This is a genomic window from Mesorhizobium sp. M1078, from assembly GCF_040318615.1.
Classification (GTDB): Bacteria; Pseudomonadota; Alphaproteobacteria; order Rhizobiales; family Rhizobiaceae; genus Mesorhizobium.
This window is the reverse complement of record NZ_JAMYMP010000032.1, coordinates 25036-49181: the sequence shown is the minus strand read 5'-3', so window position 1 is coordinate 49181 and position 24146 is coordinate 25036. Positions and strand designations below refer to the sequence as shown.

Genomic DNA, 24146 nt, shown 5'->3' with positions numbered 1-24146 from the left:
ATTGTGGCAAATGGCAACCCTTGCTCAAACCACGATGCCGCCTGCCAAAGAGTTGCGCACCATCATCGTCACCGGCGCCTCGTCCGGGATAGGCGCCCACTGCGCCCGTGCGCTGAAGGCGGATGGCTGGCGCGTGTTTGCAACGGCGCGCAAGCCGGATGACATAGCCGCACTTGAAGCCGACGGCATCGAGGCCTTTTATCTCGACTACCGTGAGCCGGATTCCATCGCAGCACTTGCGGCATCGGTGCTGGAGCGGACAGGCGGACGCCTCGACGCCCTGTTCAACAACGGCGCCCATGCACAGCCCGGCGCCGTGGAAGACCTGCCGGTTGCGGCATTGCGCGAGCAGTTCGAGGCCAATTTCTTCGGCTGGCACGACCTCACCCGACGCATCGTACCGGTAATGCGTCGCCAGGGACATGGCCGCCTCGTTCATTGTTCCTCGATCCTTGGGCTAGCGCCGGTGCCTTTTCGCGGCGCCTACTCAGCCTCCAAGCACGCGCTCGAAGGCCTGATGCTGTGCATGCAGCAGGAACTCAGGGGCAGCGGCATCCATGTCTCGCTGATCGAACCGGGGCCGGTGACCTCGAAAATCGCCAGCAACGGGCTGTTCTGGTTCCTGAAAAACATCGACCACGAGAATTCCGTCCACCACGTCGCCTATGCCGCGCAGCTGGCGCGGCTTCGGGCCGGCGGCAGCTCATCACGGCTGAAAAAGGGGCCGGAGGTGGTCTATGCGGCCTTGCGCCATGCACTTCTGTCGCGGCGCCCGCGCCCGCACTATGTGGTAACAGTGCCGGCCAGGATTGGCGTGATGCTCAAGCGCATCCTGCCGGCATCGATGCTCTACCGCGTTCTGGCCGGACGCGCCTGATCGCAACAGAACTGGGAACAGATCATGGCAACCGTCATCAAAGTCCTCCTCGTCCTCGTCATGGTCGCCGTGGTGATCGTGCTTGTCCGCGGCCTCATCAACATGATGCGCGGCGGCTCCGGTGTGAGCTCGAACAAGCTGATGCAGGCACGCGTGCTGCTGCAGGCGCTGGCGTTGGCACTGATCCTGCTGGTGGTGTATTTCACCCGCAAGTGACGGCCGTTCGGGAGGCGACGTGGTCAAGCTCAACAAGATCTACACCCGCACCGGCGATGACGGCACCACTGGCCTCGGCACCGGTGAACGCAGGCTGAAATCCGACCTGCGCGTCGATGCCTACGGCACCGTCGATGAAGCCAATGCCTGCATCGGTATCGCCCGCCTGCACACAGCGGCAACTTATCCCGCCATCGACGCCATGCTGTCCCGCATCCAGAACGATTTGTTCGACCTCGGCGCCGATCTCGCCGTGCCCGACGACGGCAAGCCGCTGGGCTACGAGCCGCTGCGCATCATCGCCTCGCAGACCGACCGCGTCGAAAAGGATATCGACCTTCTCAACAAGGATCTGCAGCCGCTCAAATCCTTCGTGCTCAATGGCGGCACGCCGGCGGCGGCAGCACTTCATCTTGCCCGCACCGTGGCGCGACGGGCCGAGCGGATCATGGTGGCGCTGGCGCAGGACCCGGCCGAACATGTCAATCGCGAGGGGCTGAAATACATAAACCGCGTCTCGGACTTTCTGTTCGTCGCCGCTCGTGCGGTCAATGACAACGGAAATGCCGACGTGTTATGGGTGCCCGGCAAGAACCGCTGAATTTTCGAAGGCGGGAAAGGGCTTGGGGCATGTTCATCCCGCTTTACGACTCCAACAGGTTGCGCCACATCCGGCTGCAATATGTGACGATCGGCCTGATCGCGGTCAACGCGCTTGTGTTTCTCATCACCACGATCGGCGGCGAAAATTTCAACAACGCAGCCGTGCTCGGCTTCGGCTTCATTCCTTCGGTTGTCCACGACACGGCAGAACTCTCGCCCCAATTCGTCGTCATTCCCGAGAGCCTGAGTTACCTTACCTATGCCTTCCTGCATGCCGATATCTTTCATCTCGGCGGCAACATGCTGTTCCTGTGGGTGTTCGGCGATAATGTCGAGGACGCACTCGGCCACATCCGCTACCTCATCTTCTACCTGCTTTGCGCCATCGCCGGCGCCTTCTTCCAGGGGCTCGTCGCCTGGAGTTCGGAGGTTCCGCTGATCGGTGCCTCCGGCGCCATTGCCGGCGTCGTCGCCGCCTATCTGGTCCTCTACCCCCGGGTGAAAGTGTGGGTGCTGGTCTTTGCCCGGATTCCGCTGCGTATCCCGGCCTTCATCCCGCTGATCCTGTGGATCGGCTTCCAGGTGGTGATGTTTGCCGCCGGCGGCGAAAACCAGATATCCTGGGCCTGCCATATTGGCGGCATCATTGCCGGTGGCGTGCTGGTGCTCATTATGCGCAGCCGCGGCGTGCCGCTGCTCGCCGGTGGCGACGGCGAGCCGCAACCCGCCGATCAGCCAGCCGCTTCTACTGGGCCGGCGCCAGCCGGTCCCGCTCCCGTGCAACCTGAGACGCGTTGGGGCCGGGGTGGCGCTTCCGGTCACAAGTGAACCGATTTGGGTGGTTTGGCCGCTGCCGTGGCATATTGACGTGTTGCGTCGCCACAACTACGGAGAGCGCCACCGCTAGGCGGCAGAAGACCAGAATTCGTCCGGCCAGGATTCCGTTTGGCCGGAATTCAGTCAGGAATGTCGGCTTTCGGCAACTCTGCGGAGGCGCACGCTGCTATAGCGCGCCCGGATATCTCAGGAGAGGTGACAGACAATGAAGATCCTTGTGCCCGTGAAGCGGGTTGTGGATGCGAACGTCAAGGTTCGCGTCAAGGCCGATGGTTCGGCGGTGGAACTCGCCAACGTCAAGATGGCGATGAACCCGTTCGACGAGATCGCGGTGGAAGAGGCGCTCCGGCTGAAGGAAGCCGGCAAGGCCGAAGAGATCATCGTCGTTTCGGTCGGCCCGCAGCAGGCGCAGGAAACGCTCCGCACCGCGCTCGCCATGGGCGCCGACCGCGCCATCCTGGTCAAGACCGACGAGCAGACCGAGCCGCTCGGCGTCGCCAAGGTGCTGAAGGGCGTCGTTGACGCCGAACAGCCCGGTCTCGTGATCCTCGGCAAGCAGGCGATCGATGATGACTCGAACCAGACCGGCCAGATGCTGGCCGCCCTGCTCGGCTGGGCACAGGGCACTTTCGCCTCCAAGGTCGTGATCGACGGCGACAAGGCCAAGGTGACGCGCGAAGTCGACAGCGGCCTGCAGACGGTGGAACTGAAGATGCCGGCGATCATCACCGCCGATCTTCGCCTCAACCAGCCGCGCTATGCCTCGCTGCCCAACATCATGAAGGCCAAGAAGAAGCCGCTCGACGAAAAGAGCCCGGCCGATTACGGCGCCGACGTCAAGCCGCGCCTGAAGGTGCTCAAGACCGAGGAGCCCAGCGGCCGCAAGGCGGGCGTGAAGGTCAACAGTGTCGCCGAACTGGTCGACAAGCTCAAGAACGAAGCCGGCGTGCTCTGAGACTGGAAGGAACAGATAAAATGACCATTCTCCTCATCGCAGAACACGACAACGCCAGCCTTTCCGACCAGACCGCGAAGGCGCTCTCGGCGGCGCTGCAGATCGGTTCGGACGTGCATGTGCTGGTCGCCGGCAAAGGCGCCAAGGGCGCGGCCGACGCCGCTGCCAAGCTCGAGGGCGTGAGCAAGGTGCTGCTGGCCGAGGCCGACGAACTGGCCGAGCGCCTCGCCGAACCGCTCGCCGCACTCGTTGTCTCGCTGGCCGGCGCCTACGACACCATAATCGCGCCGGCGACCTCGTCGGGCAAGAATGTCGCGCCGCGCGTGGCGGCCCTGCTCGATGTCGCGCAAGTCTCCGAGATCATCGAAGTGGTTTCACCAGACACGTTCAAACGGCCGATCTATGCCGGCAACGCCATCCAGACGGTGCAGTCGAGCGACGCCAAGAAGGTCATCACTGTGCGCACCGCCTCCTTCCAGGCTGCCCCGGAGGGCGGCTCGGCAGCTGTCGAGACGGTCAAGGCCGCGGCCAATCCCGGCCTCTCCACTTTCGTCGAGAACAAACTCTCGGAAACCGACCGTCCGGAGCTGACCTCGGCCAAGATCATCATTTCGGGCGGCCGCGCGCTCGGTTCCTCGGAAAAGTTCCAGGAAGTCATCCTGCCGGTCGCCGACAAGCTCGGTGCAGCCGTCGGCGCCTCGCGCGCTGCCGTCGACGCCGGCTACGCCCCGAATGACTGGCAGGTCGGCCAGACCGGCAAGGTCGTGGCGCCTGACCTCTATATTGCCGTCGGCATTTCCGGCGCCATCCAGCACCTTGCCGGCATGAAGGATTCGAAGGTCATCGTCGCCATCAACAAGGACGAAGAGGCGCCGATCTTCCAGGTTGCCGATTATGGCCTGGTCGGCGACCTGTTCGTCATCCTGCCGGAACTGCAAAAGGCGCTTTGACGCTTTCTGCCAAAGCGTATTAAATTGTGAAAGGGTGGGGTAGACGAAGCTGCCCCACCCTTTTAGTTTGCACTGCACAAAAAGCAGGCCGCAAAGGCCTTTTCGACGGGATCGCTGCAAATGGCCAAGATCGAGACGATCGGCATCATCGGCGCCGGCCAGATGGGCGGCGGCATCGCGCATGTATCAGCACTTTCGGGTTTCAAGGTGCTGATCTACGACGTCTCGCCCGACCGTATCGAGAAGGGCATTGCCACGGTCAGCGGCAACATGGCCCGCCAGGTCGGCTCCGGCAAGCTTGAGGAAAAGCTGCGTAACGAAGCGATGGCGCGCATTTCCGCAGCCCCCACCATGGCTGATCTCGCCGGTGCCGATCTGGTTATCGAGGCGGCGACCGAGGACGAGACGGTCAAGCGCAAGATTTACGCGCAGCTCTGTCCCCAGCTCAACCCGGAAGCCATTCTGGCGACCAACACCTCGTCGATTTCGATCACCCGGCTTGCCGCGCAGACCGACCGTCCTGAGCGTTTCATCGGCATACATTTCATGAACCCCGTGCCGCTGATGAAGCTGGTCGAACTGGTGCGCGGCATCGCTACCGAGGATCAGACCTTCGAGGCGGCCAAGGCCTATGTGAAACAGCTCGACAAGACCATCACCGTCTCTGAAGATTTTCCGGCCTTCATCGTCAACCGCATTCTGTTGCCGATGATCAACGAGGCGATCTACACGCTCTATGAGGGGGTCGGCTCGGTCGATGCCATCGACACCGCCATGCGGCTCGGCGCCAACCATCCGATGGGACCGCTGCAGCTCGCCGATTTCATCGGCCTCGACACCTGCCTGTCGATTATGCAGGTGCTGCATGACGGCCTGTCGGATTCGAAATATCGCCCCTGCCCGCTGCTGGTGAAATATGTCGAGGCCGGCTGGCTCGGCCGCAAGACCGGGCGCGGCTTCTACGACTATCGCGGCGAGCATCCGGTTCCGACGCGCTAACCACCAGAACGAAAGTTCCGTGCTCCCTCAGGACGCCGCTGCAAGCGGCGGCTCTGCTTGGCCTCTTGACCCGGTATCGTCAGGCGCCACGGAAACACAGCCGCGGCCGGCGGCCTTGGCCGCATAGCAGGCAGCATCGGCCCGGGCGATGATCTCGTCGACTTCACCGCTGTTGCTGTGGATTGGCGCCAGCCCGATGCTGGCATCGATCGCATGCGGCCGGCCGTCCCAGCTGAACTGCAGGCCGCGGATGGCGTCGATGACAGAGCGTGCGGCAATCCTGGCGCCGGCGCTCGGCCCGGCTTTCAGGATGACCGCGAATTCGTCGCCGCCGAGGCGGGCCACGATATCCTCCGGCCCAAGCGCACCGCGAATGGCCTCGGCAACCCGCTTCAACAAGGCGTCGCCGGCGGCGTGCCCGCCAGTGTCGTTGACCAGCTTGAAATGGTCCAGATCGATGAACATGAAATGATGTTCGCCCGCCGACCTGGCTGTGCCGGCCTTGCGGCTCCGGTCGACCAGTTCCTCCATGGTGCGGATAAAGCTCGAACGGTTGGCAAGGCCGGTCAGCGCATCATGCGCGGCGGCATAGGCGAGCTGGCGCTGCAAGGCGCGCGCATCGGTGAAGTCCTGGAAGACGATGACAAGACCGCAGAACTCCTGGCGGTCGTTCATGATCGGCGACACCACCTGGCGGATGCTGCAGCGTGTGTCGTCGCGACGGATGAGGACGGCGCGACTGTTCTGGTCGGCAGGGCTGGCGCTGCCGAGCGCCGGCCGCGTCATGCCGATCCTTTGCCCGGTTTCTTCGTCCACCGCCCAGTAGACATGGCCAAGCGTCTTGCCGAGCGCCTCCGCGCCAACAACGCCGGTGAGCTTTTCGGCGACCGGGTTCATGAAGGTGATGCGGTTGGCGGCATCGGTGCAGATGACGGCGTCGCCGATCGACTGCAGCGTCACCCTCAGCCGCTCCTTCTCGTCGGCCAGCATTGCCGCCGATACGATGAGGCTTTCCTCGGTTTGCTTGCGCTGGGTGATGTCGGTCAGGCTGCCGATGGCCCTGACCAGCCGTCCGTCCTTGTCGCGTTCGAGCGTCTTGCCGCGGTCGAGGATCCAGACCCAGTGGCCATCCTTGTGGCGCATCCGGAACTCGGCTTCGAAGAACGGTGTCCTGCCCTCCAGATGGGCACGATCGGCTTCGGCGACGTTTTCGCGATCGTCGGGGTGGATCATCGCCAGCCAGCGGTCGGGGTCGCCGTCCAGTTCGCCATCGGCATAGCCCAGCATCTTCACCCAGGTGGCGGAGTAGGTGGTGCCGCCCTTCCGCATATCAAGATCCCAGACGCCTTGTCCGGCGCTGGCCAGGGCAAAATTCCAGCGCGTTTCGGCTTCGGCTATGCGCGCCTCGGATTGCTTGCGCGCATCGATATCCTCGATCTGGGAGACCAGGTAGAGCGGGCTCCCGCTCTTCTCGTCGCGAATGACGGAACCGGCAAGATGGGCCCATACCGGCGTGCCGTCCTTCCTGAGGTAGCGCTTTTCGAAGTGGAAGGCGTTGACGGTGCCCGCCCGCATGCCGTCCATCGTCTCACGGCCGATCTGCACATCGTCGGGATGGGTGATCTGGAAGAAGGTCAGCGCCTCGATCTCCTGCTTGCTATAGCCGAGCATGGCGGCGAAGGCCGGGTTGGTTTCATGGATGCGGCCGTCGAGGCCGACAATGGCGATGCCGATCGCCGAATCCTCCATGGCGCGGCGGAAACGCTGCTCGCTTTCGGCGATCTGCCGGCGGTCGTCCAGTATCCGGTAAATGAACAGGGCGGCGAGAATCAGCGCAACGGCGGCGACCGGCACCGATATCTGCAGGCAGAGTTTCAGCACTTCGGCGCTGACATCGAGCCGCGACAGCAGGAGCGCGACCACGGCAGCGCAAAGCCCTCCGGCCGCAAGCACCAAAGCCACGTGACTGTCAGCCCGCAGGCTTTTTCGCTCTCGTCGCATCACTGTGCATGCCACCCCATGCGCAACACATTTCTGCAAAAAACACTGGATGATCGATTTTAAGGAAAGGTTGCGCCGGAGCCACCGGCAACACGGTGAACCCGCAAACAATTCCCGGCATGATTAAGGATCGGTGATTATTGGGCGATCTTGGACGGCCCGGTCACCAGCGCACGAAGAACCGTCCCCCGAGCGCGCCCAGACCGGCGAGGACGGCGATGGCGAGCGTGTACCAGGTGGCGACGAAAAGCGGCGAATCGTCGAAGCAGTGCGCGGCGTAGAAGGTCGCCGCCAGGCCGCCGGCGAGCAGTCCCGCGACCGCCCCGGCCAACACCGGCCGCGTCGGCGCTCCATAGCGCAGCATCCACAGGAAGACGGCAAGTGGGCCGATTCCGATCAGCGGGATGAAGCCCATGCAGATCATCATGTTGGAGCCGACCATGCGCGTGCTCCACATCGGCTCCGGCACCATGAACAGTTCGAGAGCCACCGCCACGGCCACCAGCAGCGGCGCCGCCAGCATCCAGGCCGCGGCTCTTGCCGTCGAAGCGCCCGGCGTCGACAACGCCCGGACCAGGCCAAAGGCGGTGACGGCGAGCACGATGGTGAACACGAACTTCGCCAGGAACCGCATCGTGTGCATGGCGGTCATGATGTCGGGACGCGGGCCGATGGTGAGAAAGAAGACCAGAGCCGCGATCACCGCCGCGGCTGCCGCCGCCATCAACCAGGCCGAGCGCAGCGGCATCGCCTTGCTGCTTGTGTCGGCGTCGAGTGCCTTGATGAGATCCTCCGTCCTCATGTCACTGCCGCCCGAAGCGCCCCTGCCCAAATCGCTTGGCGATCGCGGCAAGCCCGCGATGCAGCGACACCCGCACCGCCGTCTCGCTGACGCCGAGCCTGGCCGCCGTCTCGCCGATGGAGCGGCCGTCGACCGAGATCGAAGAAACGACGGAACGCTGCGCAGCCGGCAGTCCGTCCAGCGCCCGGTTGATGTCGCGTTCGCTGACGGTCTCGGTTTCCGGCTCGGCAAAGGTCTCGGCGATCTCGTCGATCTCGATTTCGATGCGCCGTCCGCGCCGCCGGAAAGCATCGATCAGCTTGAAGCGGGCTATCGCATAGATCCATGGCAACACCGGCGCGTCCTGGCGCCAGGTATGCCGTTTCACATGAATGGCCAGCAAGGTTTCCTGCACGACATCCTCGGGATCGACCCCGCCCTGTACGATCTTGCGCCTCGCAAAGCCGCGAACCAGCGCGGCGATCCGGTGCAAAAAGTCGGCGTAGGCCCTTTCATCTCCCGCGATCGCGGCCCGCATCAGCCGGGAAAGCTCGGCCTCATCCTTGCCGCTCACAAGAGTTCACTCCCCGATCTTCGCGCCTCGGCACCGATTTGTTACGTGTCCGGCGAAATGATGTCCAAGCCAAAGTGCCGCAAAATCACGAAAGTTTGCGGGAGCGGCGACCGATTGAAGCAGCCGAGCAATGTTGACTACTGCTGTCAGGTATCGATAGGTGCAGCCTGCGAAACCAGAACCACCGAGATTGAGGATGACGCCATGAGATACACGCTCTCCACCCTAGCGGGAGCCACAGCGCTGGCCGTGAGCATGATCGCCGGGCCGGCGATGGCCGCGGATGCCGGCATCATCGTCTACAACGCCCAGCATGAGAGCCTGGCCAAGGAATGGGTCGAAGGTTTCACCAAGGAAACCGGCATCAAGGTCACGCTGCGCAATGGCGGCGACAGCGATTTCTCCAACCAGATCGTCGCCGAGGGCGCTTCTTCGCCGGCCGACGTGTTCCTGACCGAAAACTCGCCGGCGATGACCCTGGTCGAAGCGGCGGGCCTTTTCGCGCCGGTCGACGCCGACACGCTGGCGCAAGTCCCGGCCGAATTCCAGCCGAGCAGCGGCAAATGGGTGGGTGTCGCGGCGCGCAGCACCGTCTTTGCCTACAACAAGACCAAGCTCACGGCCGAAAAGCTGCCCAAATCGATGCTCGATCTCGCCGATCCCGCCTGGAAAGGCCGCTGGGCAGCCTCGCCTTCCGGCGCCGATTTTCAGGCCATCGTCAGCGCGCTGCTCGAGCTCAAGGGCGAAGCCGCAACCGCCGACTGGCTGAAGGCCATGAAGGAGAATTTCACCGCCTACAAGGGCAACGGCACGGTGATGAAGGCGGTCAATGCCGGCGAGATCGAAGGCGGAATCATCTACCACTATTACTATTTCGGCGATCAGGCAAAGACCGGCGAAAACAGCAAGAACGTCGAACTGCATTATTTCAAGAACCAGGATCCCGGCGCTTTCGTCTCGATCTCCGGCGGCGGCGTGCTCGCCTCGAGCAAGCACCCGAAGGAAGCCCAGGCGTTCCTCAAATGGGTGACCGGGAAAGGCGGCCAGGACGTGCTGAAGACCGGCACGTCCTTCGAATACGCTATCGGCAAGGACGCGCAGTCCAATCCCAAGCTGGTGCCGCTGGCCGACCTGCAGGCGCCGAAGGTCGATCCGGCGACACTGAACTCCAAAAAGGTGACGGACCTGATGACGGCAGCCGGCTTGCTTTAGGCTGGGTTCGTCCTAAAAGGGCAACGATTGCGCTCCTGCCGGACTTTCCGCAGGAGCGCTCTGTTTTCGAGATGGCATTGTCCATGACGACACATTGCGTTTCCGGCCGCGCCTGCGGCGCCCCCGCCCCGGCGGCAGTGGCGCGGGTGAGGTGATGCAGTCTGTCGTCGATCTCGCACGTTCAGGCCAGGCAGCCAAGCGGTCCCGCAGGCAGGCCATGTCCTGGATCGCGCTTGCTGCCATAATCGTCTCGCTGCTGTCGCTGCTGCCGCTGGCCTTCATCATCTGGACCGGCGTGCAGACGGGCTGGGACACCGTCTCGGCTCTGATCTTTCGGCCGCGCGTCGGTGAACTCCTGGTCAACACCGTGCTTCTGGTGGCGCTCACCGTACCGATCGCCACCGTGCTGTCGGTGGCGCTGGCATGGCTGACCGAGCGCAGCGACCTGCCCGGCGCCCGCCTGTGGGCTTGGCTGTCGGTGGCGCCGCTCGCCATCCCCGCCTTCGTGCATTCCTACGCCTGGATCACCATGGTGCCGACCTTGCACGGCCTGTGGGCCGGCGTGCTGGTCTCGGTTCTCGCCTATTTCCCGTTCCTCTATCTGCCGCTGGCGGCGGCTCTGCGCCGGCTCGATCCTGCTTTGGAGGACGCAGCCGCAGCACTCGGCCTTGGACCATGGCGGGTGTTTTGGCGTGTCGTGCTGCCGCAGCTGAGACTGGCCATTTGCGGCGGCGCGCTGCTGGTCGGCCTGCATCTGCTGGCCGAATACGGCCTCTACGTCTTCATCCGCTTCGACACTTTCACCACGGCGATCGTCGACCAGTTCCAGTCGACCTTCAACGGTCCCGCCGCCAACATGCTGGCCGGCGTCCTGGTGACTTGCTGCTTCGTGCTGCTCGCGCTGGAGGTGCTGGTGCGCGGCGAGGAACGCTATGCCCGCGTAGGCTCGGGTGCCGCGCGCCGCCAGCAGCGCACCAGGCTCGGTCGCGCCACCCTGCCCTGCCTGGCTCTGCCTGCCGTCACCACGCTTCTCGCCATCGGCGTGCCCTTCGTCACCATCGGCCGCTGGCTGGTCGCCGGCGGCGTCGATGTCTGGCGCTTCGACGAGATCGGCCTGGCGCTTGGCCAAACGGTATTCCTGGCGCTCGCCGGCGCCGTGCTCGCCACTATCGCCGCCACACCTATGGCCTGGATCTCGATCCGCGCGCCGGGGCCGCTGCAGCGGCTGCTCGAAGGCTGCAACTACATTGTCGGTTCGCTGCCCGGCGTGGTCATCGCGCTGGCCTTGGTCACCATTACCGTGCGCATCGCCATGCCGCTCTACCAGACGCTGTTCACAATCCTGGTCGCCTATGCCCTGATGTTCCTGCCGCGCGCCTTGATCAGCCTCAGAGCCTCGATCGCACAGGCGCCGGTCGAGCTCGAACGCGCCGCCGCCAGCCTTGGCCGGCCGCCGCTGAAGGCGCTTTGGTCGACAACGATTCGCCTGTCGGCGCCGGGGGCTGCGGCCGGCATGGCGCTGGTCGCGCTCGGCATCATGAACGAGCTGACCGCCACCCAGATGCTGGCGCCCAACGGCACGCGCACGCTGGCCATGGCGTTCTGGTCCTATAGCGGCGAGATCGACTATGCCTCCGCCGCCCCTTACGCCTTCATCATGGTGGCGATGTCGCTGCCGCTGACCTGGCTGCTCTATGTCCAGTCGAAACGGATGGCCGGGCGATGAGCTTTCTCGAAATCAGTGGCCTCACCAAGCACTACGGCCCGGTCGCAGCCCTTGCCGGCATCGAGCTCAGCGCCGCAAGCGGCAGTCGCACCGCGATCGTCGGCCCGTCCGGCTGCGGCAAGACGACGTTGCTGCGGCTGATCGCCGGCTTCGAGGCGCCCGACCAGGGCCGCGTCGTGCTCGACGGCGAGGTGCTGGCCAATGGCGGCCATGCGGTGCCGGCGCACCGCCGCGGCATCGGCCTGGTGGCGCAGGACGGCGCCCTGTTCCCGCATCTCAGCATCGGCGACAATATCGGCTTTGGCATGGCCCGCGGCGAGGACCAGCGCGCCGAGCGCATCGCCGAGCTCGCCTATACCGTCGGGCTGGACAAGGCGATCCTCAAGCGCCGCCCGCACCAGCTCTCCGGCGGCCAGCAGCAGCGCGTGGCGCTGGCCCGCGCCATGGCGATGAAGCCCAGGCTGATGCTTCTCGACGAACCGTTCTCGGCGCTCGACACCGGTCTGCGCGCCTCGATGCGCAAGGCGGTCGCCGAACTACTCGAAGCCGCCGGCATCACCACCATCCTGGTCACCCACGACCAGGCCGAGGCGCTGTCCTTCGCCAGCCAGGTGGCGGTCATGCGCGACGGAAAGTTCTCTCAGATCGGCACACCGCGAGAACTCTATCTGCAGCCGAAAGACCGTATGGTTGCCGAGTTTCTTGGCGACGCCATCATCTTGCCGGCAAAGATTTCAGGCGGCTTCGCCACCTCCTCGCTTGGTCGCATAGCCGTCGACTCGAAGGAGCGGCTCGACATCGCCCGCATCATGCTGCGACCGGAGCAGGTGCAGGTAAAGCGCACGTCGCGCGAAGGCATGTCGGGTCCTGCGGGCACGATATTCGCCGAGGTGACGGACTCGGAATTCGCAGGCTCGATGTGCACCATTGCCGTGCGGCTGTTGAACAACCCCGATCCGCCGGACGCCGCGGCGATCGGCAGCACACCGCTGACCTTACGCAAGCCGGGAATCGACGCACCTGCCGTCGGCGAGATCGTGCGTCTGACAGTTTCCGGCAAGGCGCATGTCTTCGCCTGAACTGCCGATGCGTCGGATTGGCGCGAGCGGCTGCGTCAATCGACTCGTTTCCCAGCATTGTCGAACCAATGCAGCTTCTCGGCCCTGGCCACGACGCGCAGTTGATCGCCGGGTTTGGCCGTGGCGCGGCCGGCCACACGCACGACGATGCGGTTGCCGCCGGCGGCACAGTGAAGAAAGCTTTCGGCTCCCACAGGTTCGACCGCCTCGACCGCCGCAGGCAGAATAAGCGCGCCGGATGATGCCTCGGCACTGAAGGTGACGTCGGCATCCTCAGGGCGGAAGCCAAGCGTGGCGGCGTTCGTAGGCGCGAAGTCAACCGTCTTGCCGTCGGTCAGCGCCGGACCAGCCGGTCCTTGCGAAAGAGGCAGAAGGTTCATCGGCGGCGCTCCGATGAAGGAGGCGACGAAGGTCGATGCCGGCTTCTCGTAGATGTCGAGCGGCGCGCCCGTCTGCTCGACCAACCCGCCATTCATGACGACGAGAATATCGGCCAGCGTCATCGCCTCAAGCTGGTCGTGGGTGACGTAGACCGAGGTGACACCGAGCGAGCGCTGCAAATTCTTGATTTCGACCCGCATCTGGCCGCGCAGTTTGGCGTCGAGGTTGGAAAGCGGTTCGTCGAACAGGAAGACTTTTGGATTGCGCACGATTGCGCGACCCATGGCCACGCGCTGGCGCTGGCCGCCGGAAAGCTCGCGTGGGCGCCGGTCGAGCAGCGCCGTGAGTTCCAGGACCTTGGCGGTCGCGCGAACCCTGCTGTCGATCTCGTCCTTGGGAGTACCCCGGTTGCGCAACCCGTAGGCCATGTTGTCGTAGACCTTCATATGCGGATAGAGCGCATAGCTCTGGAACACCATGGCGATGTCGCGCTCGGTCGGACCGATCGTGTTGACGATCTTGCCGTCGATGGCGACGGTGCCGGAAGAAATGGTCTCAAGCCCGGCGATCATCCGCAGCAGCGTGGACTTGCCGCAGCCGGACGGCCCAACCAGCACGCAAAGCTCCTTGTCGGGAATGGCGATGGAGACACCCCTCACCGCCTCGACGCCGCTGGGATAGACCTTCTTCACATCCTTCAGATCGACGGTCGCCATCGGCTTCTCACTTTTCGGAATCGACAAGTCCGCGCACGAACCAGCGTTGCATCAGCACCACGATCAGGATCGGCGGCAGTATGGCCAGCATCGCGGTGACCATGACCAGATGCCATTGGGTATCGGCATCGGCGAAGGAGACCATCTTTCTAAGTGCGATGACGATGGTGTTCATGTCGTTGCTGTTGGTGACGAGCAGCGGCCACAGGTACTGCGTCCAGCCATAGATGAAGAGGATGACGAACAGTGCTGCGATGTTGGTGCGCGACAGCGGCAGCAGGATGTCGAAAAAGAAGAGCCATGGTCCGGCGCCGTCGACACGCGCCGCTTCCACCAACTCACCTGGAATGGTCATGAAGAACTGGCGAAACAGAAGCGTGGCGGTGGCCGAGGCGATCAGCGGAATGATCAGGCCGGCATAGGTGTCGATCATGCCGAGATCGACCATCACCTTGTAGGTCGGCAGGATGCGCACCTCGACGGGAAGCATCAGCGTGATGAAGATCAGCCAGAAGAAGACCATCCGAAGCGGAAAACGGAAGAACACGATCGCATAGGCCGAAAGGATCGAGATGAAAATCTTCCCCACCGCGATGCCGAGCGCCATGATCGTGGTGTTGAGCAGCAATCGGCCGACACTGACGCCGCCGATGCGGCCGACACCGCCGAACAGCGCCTCGCTGTAATTGTTCCAGACCTGGTCGCCGGGCAAAAGAGGCAATGGCGGCTTGAGGATGGTCTGCAGCGTCTGCGTGGAGGCAACGAAGGTGTAGTAGATCGGGAAAGCGACGATCAGGATGCCCAGGATGAGCACGGCGTGGGCGATGAGGGCGCGAAGCGGGGACTGACCAATCATCGCTCGCGCTCAACCGTAGTGGACTTTGCGTTCCACATAGCGGAACTGGATGGCCGTGAGTGAGATGACGATGACCATCAGGATGACCGACTGCGCGGCCGAATCGCCGAGGATCAAATTGACGAAACCATCATTGTAGACCTTGTAGACCAGCGTCTCGGTGGCCTTGCCTGGCCCGCCGCCGGTGACGGCATGAACGATACCGAAAGTGTCGAACAGCGCATAGACAGTGTTGACGACCAGCAGGAAGAAGGTCGTCGGTGCGAGCAGCGGGAAGACGATGGTCCAGAAGCGCTTCGTCTCCCCGGCGCCGTCCATGGCCGCCGCCTCTATCAACGTCTTCGGCACCGCCTGCAGCCCGGCGACGAAGAACAGGAAATTGTAGCTGATCTGCTTCCAGGCAGCCGCAGATACCAGCAGGATCATGGCTTGGTTTCCGTTAAGCAAGGGATCCCAGGCGATGCCGAGACCTCTCAAGGCGTAGGCCAGCGAACCGATCGAGGGGTTGAACAGAAACAGCCACAACATGCCGGCAATCGCCGGCGCCACCGCATACGGCCAGATCAGCAGCGTGCGATAAAGGCCTTTGCCGCGCACCACCTTCTCGGCCATGACGGCAAGCAACAGGGCCACACCCATGGCGACCATCGCGGTCGCCAGAGAGAACACCAGCGTAACTTTGATCGAGTTGAGGTAGGCCGGGTCGGCCAGCACCTTGCGAAAATTGGCGAGCCCGACGAACTTGCTCTTCAGCCCGAACGGGTCTTCCCTAAGCATCGACTGGTAGAGCGCCTGCCCGGTCGGCCAGTAGAAAAAGATCAGCGTAATGGCGAGTTGCGGCGCCACCAGCAGGTAAGGCAGGGTCTTGTTGGGAAAGACGACGCGTGGAGACAGGGTGATTCCCTCGCTATTCAGGAAATCGTCCACGCGGGTCCGCGTGGACGAGGTTCAACTGACAATCGCTTCAGTTTCCGATCGCTTCCTGAATCGCCTTGTTGCCGCGTGCGACCGCGTTGTCGAGCGCCTGCTGCGCAGTCTGCTGGCCGGCCAGCATCTTCTCGAACTCCTCATTCTCGATGTCGCGCACCTGCGGCAGGTTGACGAGGCGCACGCCCTTCGAGTTCTCGGTCGGCGCCTTGCCCAGCATCTGCAGGATCGGCGTCTCACGGCCCGGGTTCTTGTCATAGAAGCCGGACTTCTTGGTCGCCTCATAGGCAGCGAGCGTCACCGGCAGATAACCCGACTTCTGATGCAGATACTCCTGCACTTCGGTCTTGGACAGGTAGGAGAAGAACGCCGCGACGCCCTTGTATTCCTCGTCCGATTTGTTGCCGAACACCCACAGGCTGGCGCCGCCCGGCGTGGTGTTCTGGGGCGCGCCCTTGGCGTCACTATCATAGGGAAGCTGGCCGATGCCGTAGTTCATGCCCGACTTGACGATGTCACCGAGCCCCCCCGACGATTCGGTGAAGATGCCGCATTCTCCGGCAAGGAAGATCTGCTTGGCTTCGGAGGTACGGCCGCCATATTTGAAGGTGCCGTCCTTGGCCAGGTCGGCGAGCGCCTGGAAATGATCGACGAAGATCGGCGCATTGATCTTGAGCTCGACGTCGGTTCCGGCAAGTCCGTTCTGGTTGGTGCCATAGGAAACGTCATTCCAGGCAGCGAAGGCCTCAAGGTGGATCCAGGTCAACCAGGTCGAGGTATAGCCGCAGGAAGCGGCGCCGCTCGCCTTGATCTTCTTGGCGGCTTCCCACACCTCGTTCCAGGTCTTTGGCGGGTTGTTCACATCAAGCCCGGCCTTCTGGAAGATATCCTTGTTGTAGTAGAGGATGGGCGACGAGGAATTATAGGGGAAGGACAGCATGGTCCCGTCCGGCTTCGAATAGTAGCCGACGATGCCGGGCAAATACTGGCTCTTGTCGAAGGTCACGCCGGCGCTGGTCAGCACATCGGCCACCGGCTTGATCGCACCTTCGGCGGCCATCATGACGCCGGTACCCACGTCGAACACCTGGATGATGTCGGGCGCTTGCCCCGCACGAAAGGCAGCGATGCCGGCATTCAGCGTTTCGGGATAGGTGCCCTTGAAAACAGGGAGAATTTCATAGTCGCTCTGGCTGGCATTGAAATCCTTGGCGATCTTGTCGACCACCTCGGCATTGGCGCCGGTCATTGCATGCCACCAACTGATCTGGGTGGCGGCGAAGGCGGAGGTGGTGGAAAGCAGGGTCAAGGTGGCGGCAACACCGGCCGCAAAGCCGAACAACTTCATGTTTCATCTCCCGTTTGTCATTGGCGAAAGGGGCGCTCCCGCGAACGCAATATGTGTCGCTGATGACAATCGGACAACGGATTTGTTGCTGTTTCGTGAATTTCATACCCGGCTAACTTCGCGCCCCCTCGCCTTGCAACGAGGACAGAGAGAAATGCCAAGCCGGCTCAGCGATAGAATGGGGCATGGTGGGCCTGCAAGGATCGCCGACCGCCCAGCGATGCGTGAAGGGCCCGCGTGACAGCGCCACGCACCTGCACCGTGCGGCCGCCAAACCGGCGCTCGGCCAGATCGAGATCGGCCGAGCGGCATCGCGCCAGGCGCTGCTGTAACCGTGCGTCTGGAATGAGACAGGATCGCCGCAACGTACAACCCGAAAAACCCGCTGTAGTTGTAGTTCGCATAACCGATTCTTCGTCAAGCGTGGCATACTAATCAAGTGGACGGCTTGATTGCTGTGGGAGAGCAGGTGGGGCGAGATGCTGACGGTCTATAATTGTATCGTGCATGAGCACGATCTGAGACTGGTCGCACTGGCAGCGCTCATTTGCGGTATTTCTTCCTTCTCGGCGGTCAACCTGCTTCGCCATGTCGACCGCTCGAGCGAGCGCAACCGCTATACCTGGCTGATGATAGCAGCCACTTCTACCGGCTTCGGTATCTGGGCGACGCATTTCATCGCAATGCTTGCCTTTTCTCCCGGAATCCCCAACGCCTACAATACGGAAATGTCTGCGCTTTCGCTCGCCGGTTCCGTCGCCCTGACCGCTGCGGGCATGTGGATCGCCACCTTGCGCCGGGGCATCGACTACCCTCTGGTCGGCGGCGCGGTCCTCGGCGCTGGTATCGCCGCCATGCACTATATCGGCATGGCCGCCTTCGAGGTCGAAGGGCGCATCGTCTGGAACCCGCTGCTGGTCGGCGTCTCGGTGCTGACAGGCGTCACCCTCGCCGCGCTGGCGCTGCTGGTCGTGTTGCGACGGCCGTCCATGCAGGCCACAATCGCCGCCGCCATCCTGTTGACGCTGGCGATCTGCAGCCTGCACTTCATCGCCATGGGCGCGGTGTCGATCTTCCCGGACTCCTCCATCGAGATATCGCAGTTCACGGTCGAACCGGTGTCGCAGGCCTTCGCCGCCGCTGCAGTCAGCATGGCTATCCTGGTGCTTTCAGCCGCAGCATTGTGGATCGACCTTCGCTTCCGGCGTCACAAGCTCGAGGCCGAGCGCATGCACGGCCTCGCCAACGCCGCCGTCGAGGGGCTGATCGTCTGCGACGGCGCCCGCATCGTCAGCGCCAATGACAGCATCGCGGCACTCACCGGCATTGCGCCGGAAGTGCTGAACGCGATGCTGCTTGGCGACCTCTTCGGCGAACGCACCGCGGCCGGCATGTCCGACTGCAGCGGACAGGCACAGGAAGCCGAACTCAGAGCCCATGACGGCGCCACCATCCCCGTCGAACTTATCGCCAGAAGCATCGACTATTGCGGCAAGCGGCACAGCGTGGTCGCCGTGCGCGACATCCGCGAACGCAGGAAGGCCGAGCAGGAGATCCTGCGCCTCGCCCATTTCGACCCGCTGACCGGGCTCCCCAACCGCCGCAGTTTCTCCGGCCGGCTCGAGGCCGAAATTGCCGCAATGGACCGCGGCGGCAAGGGTGGGCATCTTGCGCTGCTGCTGCTCGACCTCGACCGCTTCAAGGAAGTGAACGACCTGTTCGGGCATGGCGCCGGCGATGCCATGCTGCAGAAGGTGGCGCTATGCGCCTCCGCCGTGCTCCGCCACGGACAGATGCTGGCGCGGCTCGGCGGCGACGAGTTCGCCATCATCGCTCCGAACCTTCCCGATCCGCAGGCGGCCGGCCGCATCGCCGAGGCGGTGCTGGCGGCCATGCGCGAGGAAAACCGGCTGTCGGTCGGTGGCGGGCTGGTGTCGGCCAGCATCGGCATTGCACTTTATCCGCTCGACGCCGATGAGCCGACACTCCTGGTCAGCCACGCCGACACCGCGCTCTACCGCGCCAAGGCCGAGGGCAAGGACACTTACCGTTACTTCGAGGCCTCGATGGGCGCCGAGGCGCGAGACCGGCGCGTGATGGAGCACGAACTGCGCCAGGCCATGGCGCGCGATGAGTTTCGCCTCGTCTACCAGCCACAAAAGGAGATCAGCAGCGGGCGGATGGTCGGGTTCGAAGCGCTGATCCGCTGGCGCCATCCGCAGCGCGGCGACGTGTCGCCGGCGACCTTCATCCCGGTGGCCGAAGACAGCGGCGTCATCATCCAGATCGGCGAATGGGTGCTGGCGACGGCCTGCGCCGAGGCAGCGCGCTGGAAGAACCCTCTCACCGTCGCGGTCAATGTCTCGGCGGTGCAGCTCCACAATCCGAATTTCAGCCGCAAGGTGCATGAAGTCCTGCTCGGCTCCGGCCTGACGCCCGGCAGGCTCGAACTCGAGATCACCGAAACGGCGCTGGTCAAGGACATGCCGCGCGCGCTGGCGACCTTGCGCCAGGTGAAGGCGCTTGGCGTGCGTGTGGCGATGGACGATTTCGGCACCGGCTACTCCTCGCTGTCCAATCTCCGCGCCTTCCCCTTCGACAAGATCAAGATCGACGGCTCATTCATCAAATCAGTCGACAGCAACGGCCAGGTGGCAGCCATCGTGCGCGCCGTTCTGGGGCTTGGCCGCGGTCTCGGCCTGCCGGTTCTGGCCGAGGGCGTCGAGACGCTGGGCGAGCTGAAATTCCTCGACGCCGAGGCCTGCGAGATCGGCCAGGGCTACTATCTAGGCCGGCCCAGCCCGATCGAGGCGTTCAGCGAACTGACCGGCGTCGCGGCACCGGCGGCACAAGACGACGCCGGCGTCAAACAACGCGGCGGCAGCATCTTGATGCTGCCGCCGGCGGCGGCCCTGCGCTCAGCCTAGAGCAATTAGTGTGAAACGGTTTTCCGTCCGAAATTGCGTCGAAACAAAAAAGTTAGCGCGGGTAGCCGTTTCGACGAAACGGTGAACCGCTCTAAGGGGCGAGTGCGGCCTCGACCAGGCGCTTGGCATCCGGTCCTGACCATTCGGCCGGTCCGTTCATATGCGCGATCAGGCAGCCTTCGCCATCGATCAGCATGGTGACGGGGAGGCCTAGTGCCAAGCCACGCGTCTTGACGTCGTTGAACAGCGCCAGCGTCGAATCGCGGTAGTAGCCGAGCGACCCGATGCCGATATCGGCGAGGAACTTCTTGGGCTTCACATCGTCGCCGGCATCGACATTGACCGCGACCACTTCGAAGGCATCGCTGCCCTTTTCCTTCTGCAAGGCGTCGAGCGCCGGCATTTCGGCGCGGCAGGGCGCGCACCACGTTGCCCACAGATTGAGCAGCACGGTCTTGCCGGCATGATCGGCGAGCGTCATCGGCTTGCCGTCGGGACCGTTGAAGGCGAGACTTTCCAGCGATTGCGGCGGATCGGCGGGCAGCAATGCCGCAACCTGGCCGGTGGCTGCGGCGGCAACTTTTTTGGCGCGGTCGCTCTTGGCGGCGCAGGCGACGTCGTCCTTGCTGTTGCCCGCGCCGGCCGCAGGTGCGCTGCCGGTGGCTGCGTTGTTGCCAGACCCGCTCTCGCTGACATATACCGCGACCGCGCCGGCCAGCACGCCCGCCAGCAAAGCGGCGAGGATCAGGCGCGGGGCCGGGAAGTATCTGTTACCGTCTGCCATTTTTCTAAGACTGCTCCGGAGCACGGGTCATAGCGATGAGCGACAAGAAGGCCAGCAACCAGATGTGGGGCGGACGTTTTGCCTCGGGTCCGGCCGCGATCATGGAAGCGATCAACGCGTCGATTTCGTTCGACCGCAAACTCTATGCGCAAGACATAAGAGGTTCGATCGCCCACAGCGAGATGCTGGCTGAAACGGGCATTATTTCGGCGGCCGATCAAGAAAAGATCGCTCACGGGCTGAACACGATCCTGAAAGAGATCGAGGCCGGCACGTTCGAGTTCTCGACCCGGCTGGAAGACATTCACATGAACATCGAGGCCCGCCTCGCCGATCTGATCGGCCCGGCCGCCGGCCGCCTGCACACGGCGCGGTCACGCAACGACCAGGTGGCGGTGGATCTCCGGCTCTGGGTCAAGGACGAATGTTTCCGCGTTGCCGAGGCGCTGAAGGGGCTGATCTCAGCCTTGCTCGAGCGCGCCGAGGAGCATGCGGCAACCGTGATGCCGGGCTTCACCCACATGCAGGCGGCGCAGCCGGTGACCTTCGGCCACCACTGCATGGCCTATGTCGAGATGTTTTCGCGCGACCTGTCGCGCATCCGCGACGCCATCGAGCGGATGGATGAAAGCCCGCTCGGCGCGGCAGCCCTTGCCGGCACCAGTTTTCCGATCGATCGCCACAAGACCGCCAAGGCGCTCGGCTTCCGCGAGCCGATGCGCAATTCGCTGGACAGCGTCTCCGACCGCGATTTCGCGCTGGAGTTTTTGAGCCTGGCGGCGATCTCCGCCACGCATCTGTCGCGGCTCGCCGAAGAAATCATCATCTGGTCGACGCCGCAATTCGGCTTTGTCAGACTGTCGGACAGTTTCTCCACCGGCTCCTCAATCATGCCGCAGAAGAAGAACCCGGACGCCGCCGAACTGGTGCGCGGCAAGACCGGCCGCGTCACCGGCCATCTGGTCGGGCTGCTGACGGTGATGAAGGGCATGCCGCTGACCTACGGCAAGGACATGCAGGAAGACAAAGAATCGGTCTTCGATGCCGCCGAGACGCTCGATCTGATGCTGGCGGCGATGACCGGCATGGTGCGCGACATGACGGTCAATGCCGCAGCCATGAAGAAGGCGGCCGGCTCAGGCCACGCGACCGCGACCGATCTCGCCGACTGGCTGGTGCGCACGCTGGGCCTGCCCTTCCGTGAGGCGCACCATGTCACCGGCCGCGCGGTGGCGTTGGCCGAAGAGAAGAAGGTGAGCCTGGAAAAGCTGTCGCTGGAGGATTTGCAGTCGATCAATCCCGGCATCACGGCAGACATTTTCTCGGTGCTGGCGGTGCAGAATTCGATCAAGAGCCGCACCAGCTTCGGCGGCACCGCGCCATCGGAGGTCAGGAAGCAGATCCGCAGCTGGAAAAAGCGCATCGCCAAGGCATGATGCCGGGGTGCAATGCGCCTAAAACTCGGTTAAAAGCGCAGCACATAAAGTTTCGGACGGATGGATCGATGACCGCAAGCAGGATTTTGGTGACGCTGACGCTGCTGACGGCGATGGCTGCCGTGACCGCTTGCGGCCGTAAGGCTGGTCTCGACACGCCCTATGAAGCGGCCGTCCAGGCCCGCAAGGACGCCGAGCGCGCCAAACAGCCGGTGCCGCCGGAGCCGGAAAAACCGGTCGTGGACAAGAAGTTCATCCTCGACCCGCTGATCTAGAGCCGATGAGACCGGCTTGGTCTTTCTGACCAGGTCTCGTGCTAACTAGGTCTCGTGCTCCAACTTCCGGAAACACTCTCGTGAACCATTTCGATTACCGCGACGGCGTGCTCCATGCCGAGGACGTGGCGATACCAGACATCGCCGCAAGCGTCGGCACGCCGTTCTATTGTTATTCGACGGCAACCTTGACGAGGCACTACCGGGTGTTCGCCGGGGCCTTTGCCGGGCTCGACACGCTGGTCTGTTACGCCTTGAAGGCGAATTCCAACCAGGCGGTGCTGCGAACGCTGGCAAAGCTCGGCGCCGGCGCCGACACCGTCTCGGAAGGCGAAATGCGCCGCGCGCTCGCCGCCGGAATCCCGGCCAACAAGATCGTGTTTTCCGGTGTCGGCAAGACCGCGCGCGAGATGGATTTCGCGCTCGAGGCCGGCATTCTCTGCTTCAATGTCGAATCCGAGCCGGAGCTTGAATTGCTGTCGGCCCGCGCGACCGCGCTCGGCAAGGTGGCGCCGGTGTCGCTGCGCATCAACCCGGATGTCGACGCCAGGACGCACAGGAAGATCTCCACCGGCAAGGCCGAGAACAAGTTCGGCATTCCATGGCAAAGGGCGCGCCAGGTCTATGCCCGCGCGGCCGGTTTGCCGGGCACCAAGCCCATCGGCATCGATACCCATATCGGCAGCCAGATCATCGAGTTGCAGCCCTTTGACGATGCTTTCGCGCTTCTGGCGGAACTGGTCCGCGCGCTGCGCGCCGATGGCCACGCCGTCGAGCATGTCGATCTCGGTGGCGGCCTCGGCATCCCCTACCGCACCGACAACAGCCCGCCGCCTCTGCCCGATGCCTATGCCGATATCGTCAGGAAGCATCTGACAAAGCTTGGGGTGAAGGTGATGTTCGAGCCGGGCCGGCTGATCGTCGGCAATGCCGGCATCCTGGTCTCGGAAGTGATATTCGTGAAGGAAGGCGACGCCAAGAACTTCCTCGTCGTCGACGCCGCCATGAACGATCTGATCCGGCCGACGCTCTACGATGCCTTCCACGACATCAAGCCGGTGGTGCAGCCGCCGGCCGACACGCCGCGCATGGCGGTCGACGTCGTCGGCCCGGTCTGCGAGACCGGCGACTATCTCGGCCTCGACCGTGACCTGCCCCGGCTCAAGTCTGGCGACCTCATTGCCGTCACCACCGCCGGCGCCTATGGCGCGGTGCAATCCGGCACCTACAACACCCGCCTACTTGTGCCTGAGGTTCTGGTCGACGGCGACCGTTTCCACGTCGTGCGCCGGCGCCAGACCTATGACGAGCTGATCGGCCTGGATTCGGTGCCCGACTGGCTGAAATAGAAGCCGCAGCGCCGGCTGCGCTACAGCCGGTTCTGGATGAGCAACCTTGCGTCGGCGATGCTGTCCTCGTCGCGGCGGTAGAACGTCCATTGCTTGATGCGCTTGGGCCGCAGCAGGCCGGCCTGGGTAAGCACGCGCATATGTTCGGAGAGCGTCGCCTGCGTAATGCCGAGCTTCTCCGCGATCAGCAGCGCGCAAACGCCGTCCTCGACCAGATCGCCGTCTGCCTGGGCCGGGAAATGCGCCTGCGGATCCTTCAGCCAGTCGAGGATCTGCAGCCTGCGTTCATTGGCGATCGCCTTGAAGACATCAACCTCTTGCATTTAGCCATTTTGCC

24 protein-coding genes are annotated in these 24146 nt (G+C 63.7%); 15 read left to right on the top strand and 9 right to left on the bottom strand.

What is annotated here, in order from left to right:
• Positions 1–10 precede the first annotated feature (10 nt).
• The 7 genes from NKH38_RS27290 to NKH38_RS27260 all read left to right on the top strand — a co-directional run bounded on the left by NKH38_RS27290 (position 11) and on the right by NKH38_RS27260 (position 5437).
• Positions 11–877: an SDR family oxidoreductase gene (locus NKH38_RS27290; protein ID WP_081732471.1), complete on the top strand. Its 867-nt coding sequence runs from the start codon at positions 11–13 to the stop codon at positions 875–877.
• A 24-nt stretch (positions 878–901) separates the two neighbouring features.
• Entirely contained in the window at positions 902–1093 is a 192-nt protein-coding gene (locus NKH38_RS27285) for a twin transmembrane helix small protein (RefSeq protein WP_023671673.1), read from the top strand.
• A gap of 19 nt (positions 1094–1112) precedes the next feature.
• Positions 1113–1694, top strand: coding sequence for a cob(I)yrinic acid a,c-diamide adenosyltransferase (locus tag NKH38_RS27280; RefSeq protein ID WP_023704306.1), 582 nt, complete (start codon positions 1113–1115; stop codon positions 1692–1694).
• Positions 1695–1723: 29 nt separating this feature from the next.
• Positions 1724–2524 carry a rhomboid family intramembrane serine protease gene (locus tag NKH38_RS27275; protein WP_023685321.1) on the top strand — a complete coding sequence of 267 codons (801 nt, stop codon included), beginning with the start codon at positions 1724–1726 and terminating at the stop codon, positions 2522–2524.
• Between the two features lie 214 nt (positions 2525–2738).
• Positions 2739–3488, top strand: coding sequence for an electron transfer flavoprotein subunit beta/FixA family protein (locus NKH38_RS27270; protein ID WP_352764307.1), 750 nt, complete (start codon positions 2739–2741; stop codon positions 3486–3488).
• A gap of 20 nt (positions 3489–3508) precedes the next feature.
• Positions 3509–4438 carry an electron transfer flavoprotein subunit alpha/FixB family protein gene (locus NKH38_RS27265; RefSeq protein WP_023685323.1) on the top strand — a complete coding sequence of 310 codons (930 nt, stop codon included), beginning with the start codon at positions 3509–3511 and terminating at the stop codon, positions 4436–4438.
• 120 nt (positions 4439–4558) lie between these two features.
• Positions 4559–5437 (top strand): 3-hydroxybutyryl-CoA dehydrogenase, encoded by an 879-nt coding sequence (locus tag NKH38_RS27260; RefSeq protein ID WP_023671668.1) that lies wholly within the window; start codon positions 4559–4561, stop codon positions 5435–5437.
• 27 nt (positions 5438–5464) lie between these two features.
• Here NKH38_RS27260 and NKH38_RS27255 read toward each other — a convergent pair whose 3' ends face one another.
• The 3 genes from NKH38_RS27255 to NKH38_RS27245 form a co-directional block, all read right to left on the bottom strand.
• Positions 5465–7399, bottom strand: coding sequence for a PAS domain S-box protein (locus NKH38_RS27255; RefSeq protein WP_050587141.1), 1935 nt, complete (start codon positions 7397–7399; stop codon positions 5465–5467).
• A 202-nt stretch (positions 7400–7601) separates the two neighbouring features.
• Positions 7602–8240 (bottom strand): NrsF family protein, encoded by a 639-nt coding sequence (locus tag NKH38_RS27250; RefSeq protein ID WP_023671666.1) that lies wholly within the window; start codon positions 8238–8240, stop codon positions 7602–7604.
• Position 8241: 1 nt separating this feature from the next.
• Entirely contained in the window at positions 8242–8793 is a 552-nt protein-coding gene (locus NKH38_RS27245; RefSeq protein WP_023671665.1) for a sigma-70 family RNA polymerase sigma factor, read from the bottom strand.
• A 204-nt stretch (positions 8794–8997) separates the two neighbouring features.
• Between NKH38_RS27245 and NKH38_RS27240 the strand changes: the two genes are divergently transcribed.
• The 3 genes from NKH38_RS27240 to NKH38_RS27230 all read left to right on the top strand — a co-directional run bounded on the left by NKH38_RS27240 (position 8998) and on the right by NKH38_RS27230 (position 12810).
• Positions 8998–10005, top strand: a complete 1008-nt coding sequence (locus NKH38_RS27240; protein WP_023698702.1) for an iron ABC transporter substrate-binding protein — start codon at positions 8998–9000, stop codon at positions 10003–10005.
• Positions 10006–10159: 154 nt separating this feature from the next.
• Positions 10160–11731, top strand: a complete 1572-nt coding sequence (locus NKH38_RS27235) for an ABC transporter permease (protein WP_352764314.1) — start codon at positions 10160–10162, stop codon at positions 11729–11731.
• Complete coding sequence (locus NKH38_RS27230) at positions 11728–12810, top strand: ABC transporter ATP-binding protein (protein ID WP_352764317.1); 1083 nt, start codon at positions 11728–11730, stop codon at positions 12808–12810. The genes NKH38_RS27235 and NKH38_RS27230 overlap by 4 nt, the downstream gene beginning before the upstream one ends.
• A 35-nt stretch (positions 12811–12845) precedes the next feature.
• On the opposite strand, the gene NKH38_RS27225 is transcribed toward NKH38_RS27230, so the two are convergent.
• The 4 genes from NKH38_RS27225 to ugpB form a co-directional block, all read right to left on the bottom strand.
• Positions 12846–13907: a sn-glycerol-3-phosphate import ATP-binding protein UgpC gene (locus NKH38_RS27225; protein WP_352764320.1), complete on the bottom strand. Its 1062-nt coding sequence runs from the start codon at positions 13905–13907 to the stop codon at positions 12846–12848.
• Between the two features lie 7 nt (positions 13908–13914).
• Positions 13915–14763, bottom strand: coding sequence for a sn-glycerol-3-phosphate ABC transporter permease UgpE (gene ugpE / locus NKH38_RS27220; RefSeq protein WP_352764323.1), 849 nt, complete (start codon positions 14761–14763; stop codon positions 13915–13917).
• A 9-nt stretch (positions 14764–14772) separates the two neighbouring features.
• The gene (ugpA, locus tag NKH38_RS27215) at positions 14773–15657 is read right to left on the bottom strand and encodes a sn-glycerol-3-phosphate ABC transporter permease UgpA (protein WP_023685330.1); all 885 of its coding nucleotides are present in this window, start codon (positions 15655–15657) and stop codon (positions 14773–14775) included.
• Between the two features lie 70 nt (positions 15658–15727).
• Entirely contained in the window at positions 15728–17038 is a 1311-nt protein-coding gene (gene ugpB / locus NKH38_RS27210; protein WP_352764326.1) for a sn-glycerol-3-phosphate ABC transporter substrate-binding protein UgpB, read from the bottom strand.
• 185 nt (positions 17039–17223) lie between these two features.
• On the opposite strand from ugpB, the gene NKH38_RS27205 reads away from it, so the two are divergent.
• Together NKH38_RS27205 and NKH38_RS27200 are read left to right on the top strand one after the other, a co-directional pair.
• The gene (locus NKH38_RS27205) at positions 17224–17370 is read left to right on the top strand and encodes a hypothetical protein (RefSeq protein WP_023685332.1); all 147 of its coding nucleotides are present in this window, start codon (positions 17224–17226) and stop codon (positions 17368–17370) included.
• Positions 17371–17517: 147 nt separating this feature from the next.
• Complete coding sequence (locus NKH38_RS27200) at positions 17518–19965, top strand: bifunctional diguanylate cyclase/phosphodiesterase (RefSeq protein ID WP_023698706.1); 2448 nt, start codon at positions 17518–17520, stop codon at positions 19963–19965.
• 91 nt (positions 19966–20056) lie between these two features.
• Here NKH38_RS27200 and tlpA read toward each other — a convergent pair whose 3' ends face one another.
• Positions 20057–20749 (bottom strand): thiol:disulfide interchange protein TlpA, encoded by a 693-nt coding sequence (gene tlpA / locus NKH38_RS27195; RefSeq protein ID WP_023734604.1) that lies wholly within the window; start codon positions 20747–20749, stop codon positions 20057–20059.
• A gap of 35 nt (positions 20750–20784) precedes the next feature.
• Between tlpA and argH the strand changes: the two genes are divergently transcribed.
• The 3 genes from argH (at position 20785) to lysA (ending at position 23809) form a co-directional block, all read left to right on the top strand.
• Positions 20785–22185: an argininosuccinate lyase gene (argH, locus tag NKH38_RS27190; protein WP_352764331.1), complete on the top strand. Its 1401-nt coding sequence runs from the start codon at positions 20785–20787 to the stop codon at positions 22183–22185.
• A gap of 68 nt (positions 22186–22253) precedes the next feature.
• Positions 22254–22460, top strand: coding sequence for a hypothetical protein (locus NKH38_RS27185; protein ID WP_023673325.1), 207 nt, complete (start codon positions 22254–22256; stop codon positions 22458–22460).
• Between the two features lie 80 nt (positions 22461–22540).
• A complete protein-coding gene (gene lysA / locus NKH38_RS27180; protein WP_352764334.1) occupies positions 22541–23809 on the top strand; it encodes a diaminopimelate decarboxylase in 1269 nt (422 codons plus the stop codon).
• Positions 23810–23829: 20 nt separating this feature from the next.
• On the opposite strand, the gene NKH38_RS27175 is transcribed toward lysA, so the two are convergent.
• Positions 23830–24132 carry an ArsR/SmtB family transcription factor gene (locus NKH38_RS27175; RefSeq protein ID WP_352764337.1) on the bottom strand — a complete coding sequence of 101 codons (303 nt, stop codon included), beginning with the start codon at positions 24130–24132 and terminating at the stop codon, positions 23830–23832.
• Positions 24133–24146: the final 14 nt, after the last annotated feature.

What these genes read in the sequence shown, in the direction of transcription:
- NKH38_RS27290 (WP_081732471.1), top strand. Translation starts at nt 11, where the DNA reads ATGGCAACCCTTGCTCAAACCACGATGCCGCCTGCCAAAGAGTTGCGC.
- NKH38_RS27285 (WP_023671673.1), top strand. Translation starts at nt 902, where the DNA reads ATGGCAACCGTCATCAAAGTCCTCCTCGTCCTCGTCATGGTCGCCGTG.
- NKH38_RS27275 (WP_023685321.1), top strand. Translation starts at nt 1,724, where the DNA reads ATGTTCATCCCGCTTTACGACTCCAACAGGTTGCGCCACATCCGGCTG.
- NKH38_RS27270 (WP_352764307.1), top strand. Translation starts at nt 2,739, where the DNA reads ATGAAGATCCTTGTGCCCGTGAAGCGGGTTGTGGATGCGAACGTCAAG.
- NKH38_RS27265 (WP_023685323.1), top strand. Translation starts at nt 3,509, where the DNA reads ATGACCATTCTCCTCATCGCAGAACACGACAACGCCAGCCTTTCCGAC.
- NKH38_RS27260 (WP_023671668.1), top strand. Translation starts at nt 4,559, where the DNA reads ATGGCCAAGATCGAGACGATCGGCATCATCGGCGCCGGCCAGATGGGC.
- NKH38_RS27250 (WP_023671666.1), bottom strand. Translation starts at nt 8,240, where the DNA reads ATGAGGACGGAGGATCTCATCAAGGCACTCGACGCCGACACAAGCAGC.
- NKH38_RS27240 (WP_023698702.1), top strand. Translation starts at nt 8,998, where the DNA reads ATGAGATACACGCTCTCCACCCTAGCGGGAGCCACAGCGCTGGCCGTG.
- NKH38_RS27235 (WP_352764314.1), top strand. Translation starts at nt 10,160, where the DNA reads ATGCAGTCTGTCGTCGATCTCGCACGTTCAGGCCAGGCAGCCAAGCGG.
- NKH38_RS27230 (WP_352764317.1), top strand. Translation starts at nt 11,728, where the DNA reads ATGAGCTTTCTCGAAATCAGTGGCCTCACCAAGCACTACGGCCCGGTC.
- NKH38_RS27225 (WP_352764320.1), bottom strand. Translation starts at nt 13,907, where the DNA reads ATGGCGACCGTCGATCTGAAGGATGTGAAGAAGGTCTATCCCAGCGGC.
- ugpE (WP_352764323.1), bottom strand. Translation starts at nt 14,763, where the DNA reads ATGATTGGTCAGTCCCCGCTTCGCGCCCTCATCGCCCACGCCGTGCTC.
- ugpB (WP_352764326.1), bottom strand. Translation starts at nt 17,038, where the DNA reads ATGAAGTTGTTCGGCTTTGCGGCCGGTGTTGCCGCCACCTTGACCCTG.
- NKH38_RS27205 (WP_023685332.1), top strand. Translation starts at nt 17,224, where the DNA reads ATGGTGGGCCTGCAAGGATCGCCGACCGCCCAGCGATGCGTGAAGGGC.
- NKH38_RS27200 (WP_023698706.1), top strand. Translation starts at nt 17,518, where the DNA reads ATGCTGACGGTCTATAATTGTATCGTGCATGAGCACGATCTGAGACTG.
- tlpA (WP_023734604.1), bottom strand. Translation starts at nt 20,749, where the DNA reads ATGGCAGACGGTAACAGATACTTCCCGGCCCCGCGCCTGATCCTCGCC.
- argH (WP_352764331.1), top strand. Translation starts at nt 20,785, where the DNA reads ATGAGCGACAAGAAGGCCAGCAACCAGATGTGGGGCGGACGTTTTGCC.
- NKH38_RS27185 (WP_023673325.1), top strand. Translation starts at nt 22,254, where the DNA reads ATGACCGCAAGCAGGATTTTGGTGACGCTGACGCTGCTGACGGCGATG.
- NKH38_RS27175 (WP_352764337.1), bottom strand. Translation starts at nt 24,132, where the DNA reads ATGCAAGAGGTTGATGTCTTCAAGGCGATCGCCAATGAACGCAGGCTG.